Annotated in this window: 15 protein-coding genes; 5 read left to right on the top strand and 10 right to left on the bottom strand. The window is 77.0% G+C overall.

Annotated features, from left to right (window positions below):
* The first annotated feature begins 105 nt into the window (after positions 1–105).
* Both ABD345_RS04965 and ABD345_RS04960 read left to right on the top strand, forming a co-directional pair.
* The gene (locus tag ABD345_RS04965) at positions 106–1,485 is read left to right on the top strand and encodes an MFS transporter (RefSeq protein WP_344550506.1); all 1,380 of its coding nucleotides are present in this window, start codon (positions 106–108) and stop codon (positions 1,483–1,485) included.
* Positions 1,486–1,632: 147 nt separating this feature from the next.
* The gene (locus ABD345_RS04960) at positions 1,633–2,604 is read left to right on the top strand and encodes a quinone oxidoreductase family protein (protein WP_344550505.1); all 972 of its coding nucleotides are present in this window, start codon (positions 1,633–1,635) and stop codon (positions 2,602–2,604) included.
* Between the two features lie 84 nt (positions 2,605–2,688).
* Here the strand turns inward: ABD345_RS04960 and ABD345_RS04955 are convergent, their stop codons facing one another.
* From ABD345_RS04955 to ABD345_RS04935, 5 genes are all read right to left on the bottom strand, one after another.
* Positions 2,689–3,477 carry a PP2C family protein-serine/threonine phosphatase gene (locus tag ABD345_RS04955; protein ID WP_344550504.1) on the bottom strand — a complete coding sequence of 263 codons (789 nt, stop codon included), beginning with the start codon at positions 3,475–3,477 and terminating at the stop codon, positions 2,689–2,691.
* A gap of 92 nt (positions 3,478–3,569) precedes the next feature.
* Positions 3,570–4,850: a condensation domain-containing protein gene (locus tag ABD345_RS04950; protein WP_344550503.1), complete on the bottom strand. Its 1,281-nt coding sequence runs from the start codon at positions 4,848–4,850 to the stop codon at positions 3,570–3,572.
* A gap of 257 nt (positions 4,851–5,107) precedes the next feature.
* Positions 5,108–6,550 (bottom strand): SulP family inorganic anion transporter, encoded by a 1,443-nt coding sequence (locus tag ABD345_RS04945; protein WP_344550574.1) that lies wholly within the window; start codon positions 6,548–6,550, stop codon positions 5,108–5,110.
* 304 nt (positions 6,551–6,854) lie between these two features.
* Positions 6,855–7,178, bottom strand: coding sequence for a hypothetical protein (locus ABD345_RS04940; protein WP_344550502.1), 324 nt, complete (start codon positions 7,176–7,178; stop codon positions 6,855–6,857).
* A 278-nt stretch (positions 7,179–7,456) separates the two neighbouring features.
* Positions 7,457–8,518, bottom strand: a complete 1,062-nt coding sequence (locus ABD345_RS04935; protein ID WP_344550501.1) for a cation diffusion facilitator family transporter — start codon at positions 8,516–8,518, stop codon at positions 7,457–7,459.
* A 277-nt stretch (positions 8,519–8,795) separates the two neighbouring features.
* On the opposite strand from ABD345_RS04935, the gene ABD345_RS04930 reads away from it, so the two are divergent.
* Complete coding sequence (locus tag ABD345_RS04930; protein WP_344550500.1) at positions 8,796–10,025, top strand: PP2C family protein-serine/threonine phosphatase; 1,230 nt, start codon at positions 8,796–8,798, stop codon at positions 10,023–10,025.
* Between the two features lie 139 nt (positions 10,026–10,164).
* On the top strand, positions 10,165–10,392 hold the full coding sequence (locus ABD345_RS04925) for a hypothetical protein (RefSeq protein ID WP_344550499.1): 228 nt from the start codon (positions 10,165–10,167) through the stop codon (positions 10,390–10,392).
* A 71-nt stretch (positions 10,393–10,463) separates the two neighbouring features.
* Here ABD345_RS04925 and ABD345_RS04920 read toward each other — a convergent pair whose 3' ends face one another.
* Positions 10,464–10,637, bottom strand: coding sequence for a CsbD family protein (locus ABD345_RS04920; protein WP_344550498.1), 174 nt, complete (start codon positions 10,635–10,637; stop codon positions 10,464–10,466).
* An 80-nt stretch (positions 10,638–10,717) separates the two neighbouring features.
* The gene (locus ABD345_RS04915) at positions 10,718–11,578 is read right to left on the bottom strand and encodes an oxygenase MpaB family protein (protein WP_344550497.1); all 861 of its coding nucleotides are present in this window, start codon (positions 11,576–11,578) and stop codon (positions 10,718–10,720) included.
* A gap of 115 nt (positions 11,579–11,693) precedes the next feature.
* Here ABD345_RS04915 and ABD345_RS04910 point away from each other — a divergent pair, with 115 nt between their 5' ends.
* Positions 11,694–12,941, top strand: a complete 1,248-nt coding sequence (locus tag ABD345_RS04910; protein ID WP_344550496.1) for an FAD-dependent oxidoreductase — start codon at positions 11,694–11,696, stop codon at positions 12,939–12,941.
* Between the two features lie 22 nt (positions 12,942–12,963).
* On the opposite strand, the gene ABD345_RS04905 is transcribed toward ABD345_RS04910, so the two are convergent.
* The 3 genes from ABD345_RS04905 to ABD345_RS04895 all read right to left on the bottom strand — a co-directional run bounded on the left by ABD345_RS04905 (position 12,964) and on the right by ABD345_RS04895 (position 14,247).
* Positions 12,964–13,143 carry a hypothetical protein gene (locus ABD345_RS04905; RefSeq protein WP_344550495.1) on the bottom strand — a complete coding sequence of 60 codons (180 nt, stop codon included), beginning with the start codon at positions 13,141–13,143 and terminating at the stop codon, positions 12,964–12,966.
* A 92-nt stretch (positions 13,144–13,235) separates the two neighbouring features.
* Entirely contained in the window at positions 13,236–13,754 is a 519-nt protein-coding gene (locus ABD345_RS04900) for an ATP-binding protein (RefSeq protein WP_344550494.1), read from the bottom strand.
* Positions 13,755–13,869: 115 nt separating this feature from the next.
* Positions 13,870–14,247: an STAS domain-containing protein gene (locus tag ABD345_RS04895; RefSeq protein ID WP_344550493.1), complete on the bottom strand. Its 378-nt coding sequence runs from the start codon at positions 14,245–14,247 to the stop codon at positions 13,870–13,872.
* Positions 14,248–14,400: the final 153 nt, after the last annotated feature.

Genomic DNA, 14,400 nt, shown 5'->3' with positions numbered 1-14,400 from the left:
GGATGCGACTTTGATGCACTGTGATCGACCTCCATCGAACACTATAGACCGCGCGGGCCGTCGGCGTGCGGGGTCGGCGAATTCGGACTGGACGTGGAACGTCGGATGGGTGAAGCAATCGGAACGGCCGGGCGCACCGCCCCGATCGGCCGCGACGGCCGGGCGGTGGGCGGTGCCGCGCTGGGCTCGGTCTGTCTCGGCTTCTTCATGGTCCTGCTCGATGGAAGCGCCCTCAACGTCGCCCTGCCGAGCCTGAGTTCGGAGTTCGGCGGCTCCCTGGCGCAACTGGAGTGGACGGTCAACGCGTACACCGTCGCGATGGCGGCCTGCCTGCTCGGCGGCGGCGCGCTGGCCGACCGGGTGGGGGCCAGGCGGCTGTTCCTGGTGTCGCTGCTGTTCTTCGTCGGCGCCTCCGCGGCCTGCGCGGCGAGCCCGGGCATGGGCGCCCTGATCGCGGCCCGCGCGGTCCAGGGCGTGGCGGCGGGCGGGCTGCTGCCCGCGTCCCTCGCCGTCATCGCCCAGATGTACGCCGAACCCGCCGCGCGCGCCAGGGCGTTCACCGTCTGGGGCGGGATCAGCTCGCTCGCCCTGGTGGTCGGCCCGGTGGCCGGCGGCGCGCTCACCGCCGCGGTCGGCTGGCGGGCGATCTTCCTGATCAACGTCCCGATCGGGCTGCTGTCCGCACTGGCCTGCCGTCGGTGGGTGCCCGTGTCACCGGTCCGCCGGACCCCGCTCGACCTGTTGGGGCAGTCGGCGACCGCCGCCCTGGTGGGCTGCGGCGTCGGCGCCCTGATCGAGGCCGGGGCCGCGGGCTGGACGGCCCCGGCGACGATCGCCCTGTGTGCGGCCACCCCGGTCGCCGCGCTCGGTTTCGTCGCGGCGGCGCGGGTCTCCCCCCATCCCGTCCTGCCGCCGGAGACGTTCCGGCGGCCCGGCTTCGCCGCCGCGCTCGCGGTCGGTGCGCTCTACCAGTTCGGCGCCTACGGTGGGCAGTTCGCCATCTCGTTGCACCTGCAACGGAGCTGGGGGCTCGACGCGTTCCGGGCCGGGCTCGCGTTCGTCCCGTTCGCGGCGTGCTGGAGCCTCGCCTCTTTCGTCCTCGCCCGGGCGGTGCACCGGACCGGGCTGCGACCGCTGCTGGCGACCGGGGCCGCCACCGCGGCGGCCGGCTCCCTCGCCCTGCTGCCGCTGGGGGCGACGCCGGACTGGCTGGTGTTCACCGCGGGCAGTTGCCTGCTCGGGCTCGGCGCGGGCCTGATGGGGCCCTCCCTGCCGACGGTCGCCCTCCGGGCCCTGCCCGCCGAGCGGTCCGGACTCGCCTCCGGCTCGCTCAACGCCTTCCGGCAGATCGGCGGTGCGGTGGCGGTCGGGCTCTTCGGCCCGATGCTGGTCGGGGCGCGGGCCGACGGCCTGCGGACCTGCCTGGGGCTGGTGACGGTGGGCTTCCTCGCCGTCACCTGGGTGATCCTGCGGAGCGTGCGGTGAGCGCCGCGGAGTGACGGGCCCGGGTCGGCGGCACCCGGACGGACGACGCACAGGCAGGACGGGCGCGCTGCAGGCGTCACCGCGCCCGGACCGCAGTCACGGGCCGCCCGGTCGGGCGGATCCGACGGAACGAGGAGGACGAAGAAGATGCGCGCAGTCGTGGTGGAACGACCCGGCGGACCCGAAGTGCTCGTCATCGCCGAGCGGCCGGACCCGGTACCGGGTCCGGGTGAGGTCGTGGTCCGGACCGGGGCGGTCGGGGTCAACTTCAAGGACGTCTACGAGCGGGAGGGCCGGACGGCGGCGGTCGCGCCGTTCGTCCCCGGCTGCGAGGGCGCCGGTACGGTCGTCGCGGCGGGCCCCGGGGTGTCCGCACCGGCCGTCGGCGACCGAGTGGCCTGGTGGGCCTCGCCCGGCAGTTACGCCGAGCTCGTCACCGTCCGGGCGGACGCCGCCGTGCCGGTGCCGGACGACGTCACGGACGCCGACGCGGCCTCGGTCCTGCTCCAGGGCCTCACCGCGCACTACCTCGTCACCTCCACCTGGCCCGCGCGCAAGGGCGCGACCGCGCTGGTGCACGCCGCGGCCGGCGGCGTGGGCAGGCACCTGTCCCGGCTGCTCGCCGATTCGGGGGTGCGGGTGATCGGCACGGTCTCGTCGGCCGAGAAGGCGGGGACGGCCGCGGCGGCCGGCGTGACGGAGGTGGTGGTCCGCGAGCACGGCGACTTCGCCGCCAGGGTCCGCGAGTTGACCGACGGCCGGGGCGTCGACGTGGTGTTCGACAGCATCGGCCGGGACACCTTCGAGGCCGGTCTCGGCGTCCTGGCCCGGCGTGGCACCTTCGTCCTGGTCGGGGCGGCCTCGGGGCCCGCCCCTGCGCTCGACCCGCAGTCGCTCGCCGCCCGGGGCTCGGTCTTCCTCACCCGGCCCACCCTGGTCGACCACGCCACCGAACCCGAGGAGTTGCGCGCACGGGCGGCGGAGGTGTTCGACTGGCTGCGGGAGGGGAGGATCCGGCTCTCCGTCAGCAACACCTACCCGCTGGCGGAGGCCGCCAGGGCCCATGCGGACCTCCAGTCCGGCCGCACCACCGGCAAGTTGCTGCTCCGGCCGTCCTGAGCCGCTCCCGGTCGGGCCGGGTGGACGAGCCGTCGCGGCGCCGTACCGCCTTCCGCGCGCCCCGGCGGCCGGCCGGGTCCTCGGTCAGTCCTCGATCCGCACCAGGGCGAGGGTGACGTTGTCCGGGCCGCCGGCCCGGATCGCGGCCCGCCACAGGTCGACCAGGGCGCGCTGGTCGTCGCCCTGCGGGTCGCCGTCGGCCTCGGCCGCCGCCTCGGTGAGCAGGGCGGCGAGCTCCTCGGGGGCGACCGGGTCGGTGAGGCCGTCGGTGCACAGCAGGTAGCGGGCGCCGGGCTCGACGGGCAGCCGGACGAGGTGGGGCCGGAGGTCCGCCGGGGCGGTGGGGCCGCCGAGGGTGCTGGTGACCAGGTGGCTGGTGCGCCGGCCGGGGGCGGGCGGCGGGCTGTCGTCGGTGCTGAGCTGACGCAGCCCGAGGCCCTCGCCCCGGTCCGGGGTGATCTCGTGGACCTGGCTGTCCCCGATGTTGAACACCAGGACGTGGTCGGCGCCGAACACCGCCCCGGCCACCGTGGTGGCCATCCCGGCCAGCCCGGGGTCGGCCTCCCCCGCCGCGTGCAGGACGGCGTGGCAGGCCCGCAGCTCGTCGGTGACGTCCTGTTCGGCGCGCAACCGCGGCCCGGCGGCGGCCAGGTGGCGGGCGGTCAGCGCGGAGGCCACGTCCCCGGCGGGGTGGCCGCCGAGACCGTCGGCGACCGCGACCACCACCGGGGTGTCGCCGAGCGGGAACACCAGGGACTGCGGGCTGTCGGTGGAGGTGGCGCACAGCGTCCACGGGCCCAGGACCAGACTGTCCTCGTTGTGGTCCCTGACCACCCCGTCATGGCTGAGCGCGCTGACGACGACGTACGGCACTCCACGGCCCCTTCACCGACCCCCGGACGACTCCTGACCGCACGATTCTCCCCCTCGCCCCGGACCGCCCCGCGGCGGGGGCGCCGGTTCCGCTACCGGGGGCCGGGCAGTTCGCCGAGCGGCCGGTCCGGGTCGGCGAGCAGCGCGGGCAGCAGGGCCCGCCAGTGCAGCAGCAGCCGGTCGATCGTGCCCGGGTCGAACAGCGCGGTGCGGTACTCGAAGCGGCCCAGGTAGTCGCCGCCGCGCTCCTCCAGCACCAGCGCGAGGTCGCACCGCGCGGCACCCTCCCGGTGCCCGTCGCCCGCCGACCGCCGCGGCGACGGCGGACCGGACGCGTCACCGGCCGACGGGCCGAACACCGCCTGGACGGACGGGACTCCGGGCAGCGGGCCCGGTCCGTCGCCGCGGCGGGCGAGCGCCTGCGCCTCGGCCGCGCGCACCCCGGCCAGCAGCCGCCCGCCGGAGGCGTCGGCCGGGATCCGCACCCGCAGCGGCCGGACGGTCCCGAAGCAGCCGATCAGGCCCCGCAGTTCGGGCGGCCGCCCGGCCTCCGGCACGCCGATCAGCAGGTCCGTCCCGCCGCCCCAGCGGTGCAGCAGCGCGGCGAACGCCGCCAGCAGCACCAGCTCCGGGGCCACCCCCGCCCGCCGGGCCGCCCGGCGGACCTCGGCCGCACCGCCCGGCAGCGCGAACTCCCGCCGGGCGCCCCGGGGATCCGCCGCACCGGGGTGCGGGCGGTCGTACGGCAGCGGCGCGACGTCGGGGGTTCTGGCGGGCCCGGTGGTCCGTTCCGCGGCGTCCTGCTGCCGGAGGGCGAAGTCGGCGTACCGGAGCGGGAGTTCGGGGAGCCGGGCGGCCCTCCCGGCCAGTGCCGCCGTGACGCCCTCCAGCAGTTCGGCCCGCAGGACGGCGGCGGAGTGCTCGTCGAAGACCAGCCGGTGCGCCACCAGGTGGAGCCGCCCCCGGGTCGGGGAACGCAGCAGCAGCGCCCGCCAGAGCGGGCCCGCGGCCAGGTCGAACGGGCGGCGCGCGGCGTCCGCCGCCGACCGGCCCGCCAGGCCCGGCCGGTCCCGCTCCGGGATCATGCCGAGCTCCACCACCCGCAACTGCAACGGCAGTCGGCGGTGCACCCACTGCACCGGCGCCCCTCCCCCGTCCGGGGACACCGTGGTGCGCAGCGGCCCGTGCCGGGCGGCGAGCACCCCCAGCGCCGACCGGACCACCCGCTCGTCCACCGCCCCCGGCAGCCGAACCTCGACCGCCAGGTGGTGGACCGGGCTGCCGGGCGACGGCTCCGCGGCCGCCCAGAACCGACGCTGCGCCACGGACAGCGGGACGGTTTCGACGGACTCCGGGGCTTCTCGTTCCCGCATGCTGAAACCTTTCCCCTTACCGCCGTGACGAAATCAGGGACTCGGCTGCGAACGAGCACCGCCAGGGGCTCGGCAGAGCGTGCATACAGGGGCTCGGGGAACGGCGAGGCCGTGGCTGCGAGAGGTTCACTGCCGTGGCGTGCGTCTGCTTCCGGTTCCGTTACTACACGCAGCAGCACGAACCTTCGATGGGCTCCGACCGTCAGCAGCATCGACCCGCCGTTCCCCGGGCCCCTGGCGGTGCTCTCCCCCCGTTCTCAGGTGGTGAGGGTGAGCGGCGGTTCCCAGGTGACGGCGGTCTCGTCGTGCGCGGTGTGGCGGTTGGCCCAGGTGAGGAGGGCGGTGCGGCAGGCGTGGTCGAGGTGGCGCAGGTCGGTCCAGTCGAGTTCGACGGGGCGGCCGGTGGGGAGGGATTCGAGGGTGTCGAGGAGTCGGGGGAGGCGCAGGAAGGTCGCGTTGCCGCTCAGACGGATCCGCAGGGGCGTGTCGGGGCCGGTGTCGGTGAGGTCGATGTGCAGGTGGGAGGTCTGCCAGGCGCTCTTGGCGACCGCGAGGGCGACGCCGATCAGGACGCCCTCGAAGAGCGTGGTCAGGACGATCGCGGCGGTGGTGACGACCAGGACCAGCAGTTCCCCCCGGTGCTCGCGCCAGAGCGCGACCACCTGGGGCAGCGGGACCAGTTTGGCCCCGGCGTGGATGAGGACGCCGCCGAGGACGGCGAGCGGGATCAGGCCGAGGGCGGCGGGGATCAGCGCGGCGAACAGCAGCAGCCACAGGCCGTGCAGCACCCGGGAGGTCTTGGTGCGGGCCCCGGCCTGGACGTTGGCGGCGCTGCGGACGATCACGGCGGTCATCGGGAGGGCGCCGAGCAGGCCGCACAGCGTGTTGCCGATGCCCTGGGCGGTCAGTTCGCGGTCGTAGTCGGTGCGCGGCCCGTGGTGCATCCGGTCGACGGCGGCGGCGCTGAACAGGCTCTCCGCGGAGGCGATCAGGGCGAAGGCCAGGACGGTGCCGAGGCCCGCGGCGCCGGTGACCGCGGCCAGGGCGTCGCGGGTGGGCGGGGAGATCGAGTCCAGCAGGCCGTCCACCTCGACCCGGGGCACGTCGAGGTGGAACAGGGCGGTGGCCGCGGCGGCCAGGGCGACGGCGGCGAGCGGGGCGGGGACGGCGCGGACCGGGGCGGGGAGCTTCTTCCACACCGTCAGCAGGACGATCGTCGCGGCGGCCATCAGCAGCGCGGTGCCGGCCGCCCGGCCGGTGAACCAGTCGCCGACCAGCGCGGGCAGGTGGACGATCTTCCCGCCGCCGCTCCGGGGCGCGGGCCGCCCGGAGACGGCGTACAGCTGGCCGAGGATCAGGATCAGGCCGATGCCCGCCAGCATGCCGTGCACGACGGACAGCGAGATCGCCCGGAACCAGCGGCCGGTGCGCAGCAGGCCCATGGCGATCTGGAGGAGTCCGGCGGCGAGCACCAGCACGCCGAGCGAGGCGGGGCCGAAGCGGTGGACGGCGTCGGCGACGAGGACGGTCAGGCCGGCCGCGGGGCCGCTGACCTGGAGGCTGCTGCCGGGCAGCAGGCCGACCACCAGGCCGCCGACGATGCCGGTGACCAGTCCGCGTTCGGCGGACACGCCGGAGGCGACGGCGACGCCGACGCACAGCGGGACGGCGACCAGGAAGACCACCAGCGAGGCGGGCACGTCCTGGCGCCAGTGGGCGAGGGCACCGCGTAAGGCAGTGGCGCGGTCGAACTCGGGGCCGGGCTCGGGGTTGAGGTTCACAGCGCGCGGGCCTTCCGGTGCGGGAGGGCGGGGGCGTGGTGGTGCACGGGCGTTCGCATCGGGTCTCCTTCCGCCCGCCCGGCGTCGGCCGGGACGGGGGCTGCTGGTTCCGGGCAGCGGAGCGGACTGACGGGACGTCGGGAGCCTGGCCTCGGCGGGTTCCGGGCACGTCGCTTCCGGGCGTGCCGGGGCACGGCCGGTCGCCGTCAGTGCGCGGGCCGACTCAGCAGCGGAAGACCTGGAGGCGCGCGAGCGCGGCCGGTCTGGACCCGGTGGGCGCGGGGCCCGCGGGCACGGGGGCGGACGGGTCGGCGGCGGCCCCGTCCTCGGGACGGTCCTGCGGGCGGGCGGGCGGGCCGCCGTTCGCCCGGTGGTGGGCGCGGGCGCGCCCGGCCGGGGCCTGCGCCTCCTGCTGGTGCCCGCACTCCAGGTGTTCCTCGGCCGTGGCGGAGGCCGGCGGGCGGGGCGCCCGGGCCTGGGCCGGGGGGCCGGCCGCGAGCAGGGCGAGCAGCGCGGAGAGCAGCACGGCGAGCAGGGCCACGGGCACGCCGGCGCCCCGCCCCCCGCGCACCGCCCCGCGCCCGGCCATCGCGCCTCCCCCGGCGTCCGCCCGGCCAGGTGGCCGCGCACGTACCAGCATACTGACGGAACGTAATCACGGCACCCGGTTTCCCGGATTGCCCGGTGCGGTCAACCCGCCGGTGGAACGGAATTTGACGATCCGTCAGCGAGTTCGATTGCCGCCGGGGGCACGCGCCCGCTCACCCTGCGTACGCGCCCGGCGCACCGCACCCGTGCGTCCGACCGGGGCGTCCCACCGGGCGTCTAACGGTGGACGGCGCCGTGCGGTTCCGCGCAGTGGGCGCCCGGGGTCCGCGGGGCGCCGACGGTGAGGAGTTCGGCGGCCGCGTGGTCGACCTGGAGGGTGGTGTGGGTGATGCCGGCGGCGTGGGCGAGTTCCCGCTCCAGGGCGGCGCGCACCGCGTGGCAGTCCCGGTCGGGGGCGACCAGGACGTGCGCGGAGAGTGCGGTCTGGCCGGAGGTGATCTGCCAGACGTGCAGGTCGTGCACCTCGACCACGCCGGGGCGGGCGGCCATGGCCGCGCCGATCGCGTCCGGGTCGGTCCCGGCCGGGGCGGCCTCCAGGAAGATCCGGCCGGACTCCTTGAGCAGCCCCCACCCGGCCTTGACCATCAGCACCACCACGACCAGCGAGACGATCGCGTCGGCGCGGGCGAAGCCCGTGGTCATGACGACCAGGCCCGCTGCGGCGGTGGCGACGAAGCCGAACAGGTCGTTGAGGACGTGCTGGTAGGCGCCCTCGACGTTCAGCGAGGTGCGGTTGGCCCGGGAGAGGCACCACGCGGCGGCGACGTTGACCGCGATGCCGGCCAGCGCGGTGTACAGCACCAGCGAGCCGGTGACCTGCGGCGGGTCGATCAGCCGCTCCACCGCCTCGTACGTCAGCCAGGCCGCCAGCAGCATCAGGGTCAGCCCGTTGACCTGGGCGGAGAGGATCTCGGCGCGCTTGAGGCCGAAGGTGAACCCGCCCCGGGCGGGCCTGGCGGCCAGCCGCATCGCCACCAGCGCCAGCACGATGGAGGCCGCGTCGGTCAGCATGTGCGCCGCGTCCGACAGCAGCGCCAGCGAACCGGCGGCGAGGCCGATGGTGACCTCGACCGCCATGTAGGCGCAGATCAGGGTCAGCGCGATGGCCAGCCAGCGGCGGTCGGCGTCGGCCGCCACCCCGTGGGAGTGCCCGCCGTGGCCGCCGCCGTGCCCGTGGTCGTGCCCGCCCGGCCCGTGCTCGTGGTCGTGCCGGTCGTGGTCGTGCCGGTCGTGGTCGTGCTGCTCGGGTTCCTCGTGCTGGTCGTGCTCGGCGCCCACGGCTCCGCCTCCCCGTCTCCCCGTCCCGGTCGTTCGACCCGGGGAAGTGAAGCGCATCGCCGCGCACCTTGGCAAAGGCTGCACCGATGACGGTTTTCAACGGCGATAAGACCCCGCTGACCTGCGGTGAAGCCTTGCGCTCCGGCCTCCGGCCGCCCCGGCCGGGCCGGGCCGCCACCGGTCCGGCGGGTGGCGGGGCGGTCCCGGCGGGCGGGTGCGTCCCGGGTCCGGGATGGTGGGACAGGCGCGGGGGGAACGGAATCGGAGGTGACCGACGATGCGCCGCCACGACGAGGACCGGGCCGGGCCCGCGGTGCTCCGCCTGCTGGAGGACTCGCACCGCGCCGGGCCCCGGGACCTGCCGCGGCTGGTGCGGGACGCGGCCCGGCGGCTGGGCCTCACCGGCGCCTGGATCTACCTGGCCGACGTCCAGGAGAAGTGCCTGACCGCGCTGCCCGTCCCGCCGGAGGACGCCTCGCTGGCCGGGCCGTCCGGCCCCGGGGTGCTGGACGTGGACGGCTCGCTGGCCGGTCGGGCCTACCGCACCGAGCGCACCTGCACCGGTGCCGAGGCGGGCGCGGGCGCGGGCGCGGTGGGCTGGGTGCCGATCGTGGACGGCATCGGGCGCCTGGGGGTGCTCCAGGTCACCGCGCCCGTCCTCGACGGCGCCCGGCTGGCCTCCTGCCGGGCGCTGGCCACCGCGACGGCGCTGCTGGTCGCCACCAAGACGCCGTTCAGCGACCTGCTGGTGCGCACCGGCCGGCGCCGGACGATGACGCTGCAGGCCGAGCTGGTCCGGGCGTTCCTGCCGCCCCGGACGATCGGCAGCCCCCAGGTCACCTCCAGCGCGGTGCTGGAGCCCGCCTACGACATCGGCGGGGACGCCTTCGACCACAACCTGGCCGGCCGCCGCCTGCACCTGACCCTGGTCGACGCGATGGGCCACGACCTGGCCTCCGGGGGCTGCAGCGCCGTGGCCGTCGCGGCCTGCCGCTCCACCCGCCGGGACGGCGGCACCCTGGACGACATCGCCGGGGCGATCGACGCCGCGCTCACCCGGTGGATCCCGGACCGGCTGCTGACCTGCGTGATCGCCGACCTGGACCTGGTCACCGGCACCCTGTCCTGGATCAACTGCGGCCACCCGACCCCGCTGCTGATCCGCCGCGGCCGGATCGTCGCCCGGGCCCTGGAGCGCCCCGTCCACCCGCCGCTCGGCCTGCCCGCCGGCCTGCCGCGGACCGCGCCGGCCGTCCACACCGCGCGCCTGGAACCGGGCGACCAGCTGCTGGTGCACTCCGACGGCGTGACCGAGGGGCGGGACGCGGACGGCGTCCCGTTCGGCGAGGAGCGCCTGGTCGACGTGGTCTCCCGGGCGATGGCCGACGGCCTGCCCGCCCCCGAGGCGCTGCGCCGGCTCGTCCGGCGGATCACCGCTCACCAGGGCGACCGGCTGCGGGACGACGCCACCGTGCTGCTGGCGGCCTGGCACCCCGCCGGCGCCTGAGGCCGACGGACGACCGGCGGGCGGCCGACGCGGCGTCAGCGACCGGGCCCGGGACGGGAATCCTCCGGCCGGTCGGGGGTAGACGCCGGGCGGCCCCGGTCCCGGGGCGGAACGACACGGTGACGGAGGCGATCAGATCATGGGACTCGGTGGCTGCATCATCCTGCTGGCGGCGGGAGCGATCCTGGCCTTCGGCGTGCACTGGCACCTGGCGGGCGTCAACCTCACGGTGGTCGGGGTCGTCCTGATGGCGGCGGGCCTGATCGGCGTGGTGGTGTACGCGCGGGTGCTGGGGCGGCGCCGCTACCTGGGCGGGCGCGGCGTGGACGAGGTGGTGGTCGAGGAGCGCCGCCACGACGTGCTGTGACGGTGGACGCGAACGCGAGGGGCCCGGGCCGGTGAAACGGCCCGGGCCCCTCGCGTTCGGGGCGGCCCCGCTCAGTCCTTGAAGGTGTCCTTGACCTTCTCGCCGGCCTGCTTGAGGTCCCCCTTGGCCTTGTCGGCCTTGCCCTCGGCCTCCAGGCGCTCGTTGCCGACCGCCTTGCCGGTGGCCTCCTTCGCGGTGCCCTTGATCTTGTCGCCGGCGTTCTTGGCCTTGTCGCCCATGCTCATCACGGCCTCCTGACCGATCGTTCCGTCACTGACGAGGTCCGTATGCCCGACTTGCCCGGAAAGATTCCCCCTCCGACCGTTCAGCTTCGTCCGGAGGGCACCGGCATCGCCCACCGGATCGCCCGCACCACGGCCAGGCCGAGCGGGCGGACCGCGGCGGCGCTGAGCGGGTCGGCCGGCAGGCCCAGCAGGGCCCGGTGCTCGGCGGCGGGCAGGCCCGCCGCGGCGGCGGCCAGCGCGCCGTAGGCGGGGCGGACGGCCCACGGGAGGGGCGGGTGGAGCAGCAGGAAGCGGGCGGCTTCGCGGGCCTCGGCCGTCCGGGCCAGTTCGGGCCGGTAGGAGCGGAGCACCGCGGCGAGCTCGGCCCGGCTGCGCGGCGGCCGCTCGACGCCGAGGTCGGCGGCGACCTCGGCGGTGTCCGCCACGTAGGCGTCGCAGCCCGCCGCGTCGAGCGGCGCGGCCCCGTACGCCTGGTGGGCGCGCAGGAAGCTGTCGGTCTCCGCCGCGTGCACCCAGGCCAGCAGGTGCGGGTCGGCGGCCCGGTAGCGGAGCCCGGTGGCCGTCGTGCCGCTGATCCGGGCGTGCACGGCCCGGACCCGGTCCACCGCGGCCCGCGCGTCCGGCTCGGTGCCGAAGGTGGTGACGGCCAGGAAGGTGCTGGTGCGCTGGAGCCGGCCCCACGGGTCGCTCCGGTAGCCGGAGTGCGCGGCGACCGCCGCCATCGCCGCCGGGTGCAGCGACTGGACCAGGAGCGCGGCGAGTCCGCCGACGAACATCGCGGCGTCGCCGTGCACCCGCCGGATCGGCCGCTCCGGGCCGAACCGGCGCGGCCCCGGGGTGCCGTGGACGCGCTCCCGGACGGCGGGGCCCTCCGGCCCGGCCACCCTGGCGAACAGGGCCGCACCGAGCCGCTCCCGCAGGCCCGCCCGTTCCACGTCCACGCCCTCCACGGTAGCCCCGGAACCGGCACCGGTCGGCGGTCCATCCGTCCGGCGGTCCGGTTCCGAATGGGTTCCGGGCCCACCCGGGCCGGAGGCCGAGGGCAGGAGGAGCGCGGTGGACGCGAACGGTGCGGTGGACGTGGCGGTGGTGGGCGCCGGGGTGGCGGGCCTGGCCTGCGCGCTGGACCTCGCGGCGGCCGGACGGCGGGTGCGGCTGCTGGAGGGCTCGGACGGGGTGGGCGGGCGGATGCGCACCGACCTGCGCGACGGCTTCCGGCTGGACCGGGGCTTCCAGGTGTTCAACACCTCCTACCCGCAACTGCGGCGCCGCCTCGCCCTGCGCCCGCTGCGCCTGCGGCCCTTCACCCCGGGCTTCGGCCTGGCCGGTTCGGCCGGCCGCCGCCTGGTGGTCGACCCGCTGCGCCGCCCGCGACTGGCCGGCGACCTGCTGGGCGGGCGGGTGCTGCCGGCCCGGGACGCGGCGGTGCTCGGCGCGCTGACCGTGCGGGACGCCCTGCTGCCCGCCGCCCTGCTGCGGCGCGGGCGCGACCTGCCGACGGCGGCGGCCCTGCGCGCGGCGGGCGTCTCGCGGGCGACCGTCGACGGGGTGCTGCGGCCGTTCCTGGCCGGGGTCTTCCTGGAGGACGAACTGGCCACCTCCGCCAGGGTGTTCCACCTGTACTGGCGCAGCATGGTCCGGGGCACGCTCGCGCTCCCGGCGGCGGGCATCGGGGCGGTACCGGCGGCACTGGCCGCCCTGCTGCCGCCCGGGGTGCTGCGACTGGACGCCCCGGTCGGCGAGGTGCACCGGGACGGGGTGCTGCTGGCGGACGGCCGGGAACTGGCGGCCCGCTGCGTGGTGGTGGCCGCCGGGCCCGCGGCGGCCGCGTCCCTGCTGCCCGGCCTCCCGGTCCCGCCGACCCGCGCGGTGACGACCTTCTACCACGCGGCGGAGCGCAGCCCGCTGGCCGCGCCGACCCTGCTGGTGGACGGCGACCGGCGGTTGCTCAACACGGTGGTGCTGTCCGAGGTGGTGCCGGGCTGCGCACCGCCGGGACTCTCGCTGGTGTCGACCTCGGTGCTCGGCACGGCCGCCGAGGAGCGGACGGTGCGCGCCCGGCTGGCGGAGCTGTACGGCCGCGACACCTCCGGCTGGGAGCCGCTGGCCGCCTACCGGATCCCGGGCGCACTGCCCGCGATGCCCGCCCCGCACCCCCTGACCCGCACCAGCCGCTGGGCCCCCGGCCGGTACGTGTGCGGCGACCACCGGGCCACCGGCTCGGTGCAGGGCGCGCTGGCCTCGGGGGCGCGGGCGGCCCGCGAGGTGCTGGCCGACCTGGCGGCCGGTCCGGGCCGACCGTAGGAGGTCGTGGCCGGCGCCGTCCTCAGCGGTCCGGGTGCCCGGCGGTGGCGCGGGGCGGTTCGGACCGGGCGGGCGCCGGGCCCGGTTCGAGGAAGGGCGACGTGGTGGCCCGCACGGGCCGCTGCCCGTCGCGGGGGCGCAGCGGCTGCTGGGTGGCGGTCTCGGAGAAGGGCTGCCACAGCGAGCGGCGATCGGTGTTCATGCGCCCAGTCTGACCTGCCGTCACCGATCGAATCCTCTGAATTTTTCCGGCGGCCGGCGGCCGACGGGCGGCCGGCCCCCGGAACGCGGGCCTCACAGCGCGAAGGTGACCCGGATGCGCTTGCCGCCCGTGGGCAGCGGCACGACGTGGCAGGTCGCGGCGAGCGTCTGGACGATGGCCCAGCCGCGGCCGCCGGTGGTGGCGGGGTCGCGGTCGTGCAGCGGTTGGACGACCGGGTGCCGGTCGTCGCCGTCCTCGACGTCGACGACGAGCTCGGTGCCGCAGCGGCCGAGGCGGGCGTCGAAGCAGGTCAGGCCGCCGCCGTGGCTCATGGCGTTGGCGACGAGCTCGGTGACCGCCAGCTGTGCGTCGGCCAGCACCCGGCCGCCGGGGTGCCCGGCGGCGGCCAGCAGTCGGGCGAGTGCGGTGCGGGCCTGGCCCGCCGTCCGCACGGGCTGCGCCTCCGGCTCGGGCTCGACCGTCCGCACGGGTTCCGCCGTCCGCACGGGCCCGTCCGTCAGCAGCGGCCCGGGCGCCGGCACCGGCTCGGGCGGCCGGTCTTCGGGGACGGCGGCCTCCGGGGTCAGCGGCAGGGCGTCGTCGTGGGACATGAACGACCTCGAATCGTCTGCGGCACCGTTCGGGCCGGCCGGTGTGGCCGGGCGGAGGGGTCGGGGAGCTTGTGCCCCGGGCGGGGCGGATGATGCGGCGCGGCCCGGGTCCGGATCAGCCGGTGCCGGCTGCGCGCGGGTCGCGGCGCAGGAGTTCCGCGGCCGCCGCCAGGGCCAGCGGCAGGGTGTCGGCGACGGTGAAGTAGCCGTCGGTGGCGGTGATCTCCAGCAGCCGCCGGAGCGCGGGCCCGAGCGGTCCGAGCAGGACCAGCGCGCCGTCCGCCGCCTCCATCCGCTGCTGCGCCAGGACCAGGGTCCGCAGGGCGGAGGAGTCGGCGAAGGTGACCGTCGACACGTCGAGGACGAGGGCGCCGGTGGTGCGGGCGATCGCGGCGTCCACCTCCGCGGCGAGTTCGCGTTGGTTGTCGTGGTCGAGGTCGCCCCGCAGGGGCAGCACCGTCGTTCCGGGCGGCCCCGCGATGTGGTCGGTCATGGCGGTCATGCTAGCCAACCGCTCCGACGGGGCGGGCGGCTGCCGGGCCGGCCGGGTGGACGGTTACCGGGGCAGCCGGGCGGGCGGTTACCGGAGCAGCGGGGCGGGCGGGCGCCGGACCGGTGGAGCGGGCAGTTGCCAGGCCGACGGGGT

Source organism: Kitasatospora saccharophila (genome assembly GCF_039529925.1).
GTDB classification, from domain to species: domain Bacteria; phylum Actinomycetota; class Actinomycetes; order Streptomycetales; family Streptomycetaceae; genus Kitasatospora; species Kitasatospora saccharophila.
This window is presented reverse-complemented; position numbering and strand designations above follow the sequence as displayed.